Source organism: Streptomyces sp. (assembly GCF_031181555.1).
GTDB classification, from domain to species: domain Bacteria; phylum Actinomycetota; class Actinomycetes; order Streptomycetales; family Streptomycetaceae; genus Streptomyces; species Streptomyces fimbriatus.
The window spans coordinates 1-7,564 of the sequence record NZ_JAPSKQ010000236.1 but is presented as its reverse complement, the minus strand read 5'-3'; the positions used below and the strand labels follow the sequence as shown (position 1 = coordinate 7,564).

Below are 7,564 nucleotides of genomic sequence, written 5' to 3'. Positions count from 1 at the left end.
CGCCGACGTACTGGACGCGATCGACGCGATCGTCGCCCCCGGTGTCGACCTGGCCGCGCACGAGAAGTACGACACCCCGCCCGCGCTGCTCGACCCGTCACTGCGGCGCCGCTGACCGTCCGGGGGCCCGTCCCTCCTCGCCGCCCGCCCGACGCGCCCGCCCCGGCCGCCCTCGGCGACGGCCGGGCGGGCGCGTCGGCATGCGGACCTCTGCACGGGTATTGACGCGTCGCTCGGCCAGACCTTAGCGTCCGCCCATCCCTAATGTTTCGTACAGAGCTTCGAAACATTCGAGAACGACGACCGGAATGAGACTCCCCGCATGAGACCCATTCGCTTCGCCACCGTGGCCGTCGCCGCGGCCGCCCTGTCCCTGCCGCTCGTGCCGGGCGTGGCCACCGCCGAACCGTCGGCCGACCAGCAGGCGGCACCGCACTCCAACGCCCGGTTCGACCGGCTGCGTTGGGCCGCTCCCGAGGGCTTCGTCGTGGGTACCGCCGTGGCGGGCGGCGGTCACCACCTGTCGCAGGACTACCCGGACCCCTTCACGCACGACAAGGAGTACCGGAAGATCCTCGCGCGTCAGTTCAGCTCGGTCTCGGCCGAGAACCAGATGAAGTGGGACTACATCCACCCGGAGAAGGACCGCTACGACTTCGGGCAGGCCGACGCGATCGTCGAGTTCGCGGAGCGGAACGGCCAGGTCGTCCGCGGCCACACCCTGCTGTGGCACAGCCAGAACCCGGAGTGGGTGGAGAAGGGCGACTTCTCCAAGGACGAGCTGCGCGCCATCCTGCGCGACCACATCAAGACCGTCGTCGGCCGTTACGCCGGCAGGATCCAGCAGTGGGACGTCGCCAACGAGATCTTCGACGAGCAGGGCAACCTGCGGACGACGGACAACATCTGGATCCGCGAGCTGGGCCCGGGCATCGTCGCCGACGCCTTCCGCTGGACCCACGAGGCCGACCCCGACGCGCTGCTGTTCTTCAACGACTACAACGTCGAGAGCATCAACGCGAAGAGCAACGCCTACTACGCCCTCACGCAGGACCTGCTCGAGCAGGGCGTGCCCGTGCACGGCTTCTCCGTGCAGGCCCACCTGAGCACCCGCTACGGCTTCCCGGGCGACCTGGAGGACAACCTGCGCCGCTTCGACGCGCTCGGCCTGGAGACCGCCGTCACCGAGCTGGACGTCCGCATGGACCTGCCGGAGAGCGGCGTGCCCACCCCGGAGATGGAGCAGAAGCAGGCCGACTACTACCAGCGCGCCCTCCAGGCGTGCCTGGCCGTGGACGGCTGCAACTCCTTCACCATCTGGGGCTTCACCGACAAGTACTCGTGGGTTCCGGTGACCTTCGAGGGCGAGGGCTTCGCGAACGTCATGACCGACGACTTCGTCCGCAAGCCCGCCTTCTACGCCCTGCGGGACACCCTGAAGGAGGCGCGGAAGGGCTGAGGAAACCCGGCGGGAGCGCCGCTGGGAACGCCCTGTCCCGCCCCCGTGGCGGGGAAGCGCCCCCGGACCGGTCCGAGGTGACCGGTCCGGGGGCCGTTCTCTTCACGGCCGGCGGCCCGTCGCGGATCACTCCCGGTCCGGTGCCGTCCGCCGGAGGCCGGGTCCGCGCCGCCCGGCAACGCGGTGCGGCACCGTACACACGGCGCGGCATCGTATACGGGGGTGGGGCGCCGCGGCGTTCCGCGTTCCGTACAGAAGGTCTCAGATGGCGGACAATCGTGCGAGGTTCTTGCCGTTCCGGTTTACACAGAGGTAACACTGGAAGGTCGGCCGCCTCGGGCAACCACCCCTCGCGGCCGCCTGTCCTGCGCGCGGCAATGGCGCCGAGCGCCCATCACCGGCTCGTACCGCCTCTTCGTCAGCTCGTACCCGGTGTCAGCCGCGCCAGAAAGGGCCCCCGTGACCTCACGACCCGACCCCAAGACCTCGCTCGACCGTCTGCGCGCCGAGGTGGAGCGCCGCAACCCGGCGGAGCCGGAATTCCACCAGGCCGCGCGTGAGGTGCTGGAGACGCTCGCTCCGGTGCTCGCGGCGCGGCCCGAGTACGCCGAGCCCGGGCTCGTCGAACGGCTCGTCGAGCCGGAGCGGCAGATCATCTTCCGGGTGCCGTGGCAGGACGACACCGGCCGGGTCCACGTCAACCGCGGCTTCCGGATCGAGTTCAACAGCGCCCTCGGCCCGTACAAGGGCGGTCTGCGCTTCCACCCCTCCGTGAACCTCGGGATCATCAAGTTCCTCGGCTTCGAGCAGGTCTTCAAGAACGCGCTGACCGGGCTCGGCATCGGCGGCGGCAAGGGCGGCAGCGACTTCGACCCGCAGGGCCGCAGCGACGCCGAGGTCATGCGCTTCTGCCAGTCCTTCATGACCGAGCTGTACCGGCACATCGGTGAGTACACCGACATCCCGGCGGGCGACATCGGCGTCGGTGCCCGCGAGATCGGCTACCTGTTCGGCCAGTACCGGCGGATCACCAACCGCTGGGAGGGCGGCGTGCTGACCGGCAAGAGCGCCGGCTGGGGCGGCTCGCTGATCCGTCCGGAGGCGACCGGATACGGCAACGTGCTGTTCGCGGAGGCGATGCTGCGCGAGCGCGGCGAGGACCTCGAAGGGCAGACGGCGGTCGTCTCCGGCTCCGGCAACGTCGCGATCTACACCATCCAGAAGCTGGCCGCCCTCGGCGCCAACCCGGTGACCTGCTCCGACTCCAGCGGCTACGTCGTCGACGAGAAGGGCATCGACGTGGAGCTGCTGCGCCAGGTCAAGGAGGTCGAGCGCGGCCGGGTGAGCGACTACGCGGAGCGCCGGGGCGCCTCCGCCCGGTTCGTGCCCGGCGGACGGGTCTGGGAGGTCCCGGCCGACGTCGCCCTGCCGTCGGCGACCCAGAACGAACTGAACGCCGACGACGCCGCCACCCTCGTCCGCAACGGCGTGAAGGCGGTCTCCGAGGGCGCGAACATGCCGACGACGCCGGAGGCCGTGCAGCTCCTGCAGCAGGCCGGAGTCGCCTTCGGTCCCGGCAAGGCGGCCAACGCGGGCGGGGTCGCGGTCAGCGCCCTGGAGATGACGCAGAACGCCTCGCGCACCTCGTGGAAGGCCGACCAGGTCGAGAACGAGCTGGCCCGCATCATGACCGACATCCACACCACCTGCGCCGAGACCGCCGAGCGCTACGGCGCCCCCGGCGACTACGTGACCGGCGCGAACATCGCCGGCTTCGAGCGGGTGGCGGACGCGATGCTGGCGCAGGGCGTCATCTGACGGACCCCCAGGGGGAGACGGGAGACCGGGGAGACCGGGAAGGGCCTGCGGAGCAGGACCCCGGCCTCCCCCTCGGGACGTCAGGGAGTGCGCAGACCGCCCGGGCGGGCCGGAAGGCTGAAGCGGGCGGGAACGCCCGGCGAGTACAGCACGCTCACCGGTTCCCCGGCCGGCCGCGGCAGTCCCGCGGCCGCCACCAGGTCCTCCTCGCACCCGACCAGCTCGGCGCGGTGCAGCGGCCACCGCGGATGGGCGTTGGGCAGGTACACCGACCGGCCGAAGAAGACGCCGTGCATGCCCCAGCGGGCGGTCAGGAAGTGCTCCAGCTCGGTGGCCTCCCCGATCCGCTCACCCACCCGTACGGTGATACGGCTCCGGGCACCGCGCGGTCCGGGCCAGCGCCGGGAACTGGTGTACGTGACGGTGTCGCCGTCGTGCCGGATGTCCATGCGGGACCAGAGGTACGGCATCCGGAACCCGAGGCGGCCGACCGCGACGGGGATCAGCCGGGACGCGTCCAGGGACAGGAAGACGACACCGCGCCGTCCGTGCGCGTCCACGGAGTAGAGACGGACGTTGGTCTCGGGGAAGGTGCCGAGGTAGGGCACGCCGGGGAGGCGGAGCCACCCCACGCGGTGCATCCGGAACGCGACGAGCCCGACGTACGTGACGCCGTCCAGCGTGTCGGGGACGGTGCCCGGCGGCAGCAGCCCGGCCACGTCGGCCGGGTCCACCGCCCAGTGGAGGAAGGTCAGGTCGAGCCAGGACTGGGTGAGCAGCGGGCGCGCGATGGCCTTGGGCGCGTCGGCGGTGATGGGATCCGGGGGCTGCGGTGTCGGCGACACGGCGCCAGTATCACAGAGGGCACAGGCCGCGGCACGGCCCGCCGGGTGCGCGCGGTGGACCCCACAGGGCAGCAGCCCACGGCATGCCCCACACGGCCCTGGTGACCGCACGGCACCGGCGGGAAGACCGGCCGCCGTGCAGGAGCTCTCCCTCGACGCGCTCGCCCGCGAGCAGCTCGAACACGCGGTCCCGACCCAGAACTCCACGGGTGCCCCGGGCGGCGCCGAGGCGGGCGACCGCTTCGGCGCCTCGGCCGCGATCGGCGACACCGACAAGGACGGCCGGGCCGAAGCCGTGGTCGGCGCCCCCGGCGAGAACGCCGACGGCCTGCTGTGGATCGCCCGCGGCTCCGCGAGCGGCCCGGTCGTCAGCGGCTCGGCGGCCACCAGCGGCACCGCAGCCGGACTGACCCGCCGCTACGCGGAGGCGCCGACCGTCGAGCGGGGCGGTTTCCGGATCAAGGTGCCGGAGTCCTGGGGGGAGTTCGACGTGCGGCCGGAGTCGCGGGACGACTCGATCCGCCGCATGGTGAGTGAACGCCTGCGCGTGCAACCGGAGTTGGCCCCGCACCGGGACACGTACACCGCCTTCCCGCGGAAGGCGGCGGCGGACGCCTGGAAGTAGGGCGCGCTGTACTGCGGCTGCATGGCGGAGAGCTTCGGCGGGGACACGCCGATCACCGGCTCGGTGACGGTGTCGCCGGCCGGCGGCCGTACGAGCAGGGGCGACCCCCTTCCCACCGACCCGGCCGCCGTCGCCGCCCGACTCGCCGTCAAGGAGGCGAAGAAGGCGGGCGACTCCTGGCGGAAGGCGACCACCGCCGACCTCCCCGGCGTCGGCCCGGCCGCACGGACGTACGGCGTCGAGGACATCCCGGTCCCGGGCGACGAGCTCAACCGGACCGTCCGGGCCGTGCCGATGCAGACCTTCACCCCCGTGCCCGGCCAGGAGGGCAGGGCCGAGCCGGTGGCCGGCAGCAGCCAGGTCCTCGACCTCGCGGACTCCTTCTTCGACATCGTCGACGCGATCACGTCGACGTTCCGCTTCGTCGGCCGAGGGCCGTGGCGGCCGCGTGGGGCCGGAAGGGCGGCGACGGCGTGTCGCGCGCCGACGACTCCGCCGGGGCGGACGCCGCGTTCGAGCGCGGCGAACGGCCTCTCGGTTCGGCGGTGATCGGACCGGTCCTCACCCGCTCGCCGGAGGAGGCGTCGCCCCGGATCGTCAGGGCGATGCGGCTGCCGGACCCCGCTCGGCGGGGTTCCGCGTGCACGGCGGCGGGCACCGCGGCCCGTCTCGACGGGAGGACGAGATCTTCGACGTGCTCGGTGAAGAGACCGGTGCCGGCCTCCACCCGATCGGGGAAGCCGACCGGCGCGACGGTTTCCCCGGCATCGCGCCGACCGGCGCCGTCTGCATCGGCAGGGACGGTGCCGTGCCGCCGGCACGCACGGCTGGGGAGGCACTGGAAAAGCTGGTCGAAGGCGCATCCGCCGGAGGACGTCGTCCGGACCGGGCCGGGCCGAGGAGCGGTGACGAGGCCCGCGAGCCCGGGCACGGCGATCCGGCCTCGCCGGCCCGCTGCGCCGTTTTCCGGGGCGCCCGCGTTTGATTCCCGCCGCCCCCGGGGTAATCTCTTCCGCTCGATTGGCCAGGCCCCTGCCCCATATGGCAGACTGTCGGAGTTGCTCGGTCGAGTGTTGATGCTGCGCGCCTCCCGCCGGGAGGACCGGAAGCGAGTCCCACAGTACTCGTCGTCCCTGATCAGGGGCGGACGTACGGGAATCTTCCGGGAAGCGTGGGCGCGGCGCCGGCCAGGCGCCCGGTGGGCCTTTCGCCCCCGGTCCGCGGTTCTGGTAGGGCCGTGTCAATCCCGCAGGGATGTTCGAACAAGGGACATTCATGTCAGCGGGAGCGCGACACGCCCGACCGCGTGGGTCGGAGAACGAGGGGAGCCGCTCCGGGTTCCAGAGCGTAATGAGAGACAGGACTACGAAGTAGCCATGGCGGGACAGAAGATCCGCATCCGGCTCAAGGCCTACGACCACGAGGTCATCGACTCCTCGGCGAAGAAGATCGTCGAGACGGTGACCCGCACTGGTGCGTCGGTCGCGGGCCCGGTGCCGCTGCCCACTGAGAAGAACGTGTACTGCGTCATCAAGTCGCCGCACAAGTACAAGGACTCGCGCGAGCACTTCGAGATGCGCACGCACAAGCGCCTGATCGACATCCTCGACCCGACCCCCAAGACCGTTGACTCTCTGATGCGACTCGACCTCCCGGCCGGTGTCGACATCGAGATCAAGCTCTGAGGCCGGTGATCTGAAGATGACCAAGCAGATCAAGGGCATCCTGGGCGAGAAGCTCGGTATGACGCAGGTGTGGGACGAGAACAACCGTGTTGTTCCCGTCACCGTCGTCAAGGCCGGGCCCAACGTCGTCACCCAGGTCCGCACGAACGACGTCGACGGCTACGAGTCCGTCCAGATCGCCTTCGGCGAGATCGACCCGCGCAAGGTGAACAAGCCCCTCAAGGGCCACTTCGCCAAGGCCGACGTCACCCCCCGTCGTCACCTCGTCGAGATCCGCACCGCGGACGCCTCCGAGTACACGCTCGGCCAGGAGATCACCGCTGAGGTGTTCGAGGCCGGCGTCAAGGTCGACGTGACCGGCAAGAGCAAGGGCAAGGGCTTCGCCGGTGTCATGAAGCGCCACAACTTCCGTGGCCTCGGCGCCGGGCACGGCACCCAGCGCAAGCACCGCTCTCCCGGTTCCATCGGTGGCTGCGCCACCCCGGGCCGTGTGTTCAAGGGCCTCCGCATGGCGGGTCGCATGGGCAACGAGCGGGTCACCACCCAGAACCTGACCGTCCACGCCGTTGACGCGGAGAAGGGTCTGCTGCTCATCAAGGGCGCGGTTCCCGGTCCGAACGGCGGCCTCGTCCTGGTCCGCACCGCGGCCAAGGGGGCCTGAGGTAACCGATGAGCACTGTTGACATCCTTTCGCCGGCGGGCGACAAGGCCGGTACCGTCGAGCTCCCCGCGGAGATCTTCGGCGTTGAGAAGGTCAGCGTCCCGCTGATCCACCAGGTCGTCGTCGCGCAGCTGGCCGCTGCCCGCCAGGGCACCCACAAGACCAAGACCCGCGGCGAGGTCCGTGGCGGTGGCAAGAAGCCGTACCGCCAGAAGGGCACCGGTCGCGCCCGCCAGGGTTCGACCCGCGCGCCGCAGTTCGCCGGTGGTGGCGTCGTGCACGGTCCCGTGCCGCGCGACTACTCGCAGCGCACCCCCAAGAAGATGAAGGCCGCCGCCCTGCGGCACGCCCTCACCGACCGGGCGCGCCACAACCGCATCCACGTCGTCACCGGCGTGGTCGAGGGTGAGACGCCGTCCACGAAGGCCGCCAAGAGCCTGTTCGGCAAGATCAGCGAGCGCAAGAACCTGC

6 protein-coding genes and 3 pseudogenes are annotated in these 7,564 nt (G+C 71.3%); 8 read left to right on the top strand and 1 reads right to left on the bottom strand.

All coding sequences use genetic code 11. The features are described 5' to 3' along the window. The 3 genes and pseudogenes from RIM90_RS29315 to gdhA all read left to right on the top strand — a co-directional run. Positions 1–115, top strand: a pseudogene (locus RIM90_RS29315) (aldo/keto reductase); the annotation flags it as partial. 207 nt (positions 116–322) lie between these two features. Then, the gene (locus tag RIM90_RS29310; protein WP_309063769.1) at positions 323–1,459 is read left to right on the top strand and encodes an endo-1,4-beta-xylanase; all 1,137 of its coding nucleotides are present in this window, start codon (positions 323–325) and stop codon (positions 1,457–1,459) included. Positions 1,460–1,918: 459 nt separating this feature from the next. Continuing rightward, positions 1,919–3,277 carry an NADP-specific glutamate dehydrogenase gene (gdhA, locus tag RIM90_RS29305; protein WP_309063768.1) on the top strand — a complete coding sequence of 453 codons (1,359 nt, stop codon included), beginning with the start codon at positions 1,919–1,921 and terminating at the stop codon, positions 3,275–3,277. An 80-nt stretch (positions 3,278–3,357) separates the two neighbouring features. Here the strand turns inward: gdhA and RIM90_RS29300 are convergent, their stop codons facing one another. Next, positions 3,358–4,122 carry a DUF2071 domain-containing protein gene (locus RIM90_RS29300; RefSeq protein ID WP_309063767.1) on the bottom strand — a complete coding sequence of 255 codons (765 nt, stop codon included), beginning with the start codon at positions 4,120–4,122 and terminating at the stop codon, positions 3,358–3,360. On the opposite strand from RIM90_RS29300, the pseudogene RIM90_RS29295 reads away from it, so the two are divergent. The 5 genes and pseudogenes from RIM90_RS29295 to rplD form a co-directional block, all read left to right on the top strand. Beyond that, positions 4,067–4,450, top strand: a pseudogene (locus RIM90_RS29295) (FG-GAP repeat protein); the annotation flags it as partial. The gene RIM90_RS29300 and the pseudogene RIM90_RS29295 overlap by 56 nt on opposite strands. A gap of 78 nt (positions 4,451–4,528) precedes the next feature. Then, positions 4,529–5,176 (top strand): annotated as a pseudogene (locus RIM90_RS29290) (hypothetical protein); the annotation flags it as partial. A 947-nt stretch (positions 5,177–6,123) separates the two neighbouring features. Further along, on the top strand, positions 6,124–6,432 hold the full coding sequence (gene rpsJ, locus RIM90_RS29285; protein ID WP_003948644.1) for a 30S ribosomal protein S10: 309 nt from the start codon (positions 6,124–6,126) through the stop codon (positions 6,430–6,432). A 16-nt stretch (positions 6,433–6,448) separates the two neighbouring features. Continuing rightward, positions 6,449–7,093, top strand: coding sequence for a 50S ribosomal protein L3 (rplC, locus tag RIM90_RS29280; protein ID WP_142193690.1), 645 nt, complete (start codon positions 6,449–6,451; stop codon positions 7,091–7,093). Positions 7,094–7,101: 8 nt separating this feature from the next. Then, positions 7,102–7,564 (top strand): 50S ribosomal protein L4 (gene rplD / locus RIM90_RS29275; RefSeq protein ID WP_309063766.1); only part of this gene is annotated, 463 nt, incomplete at its 3' end.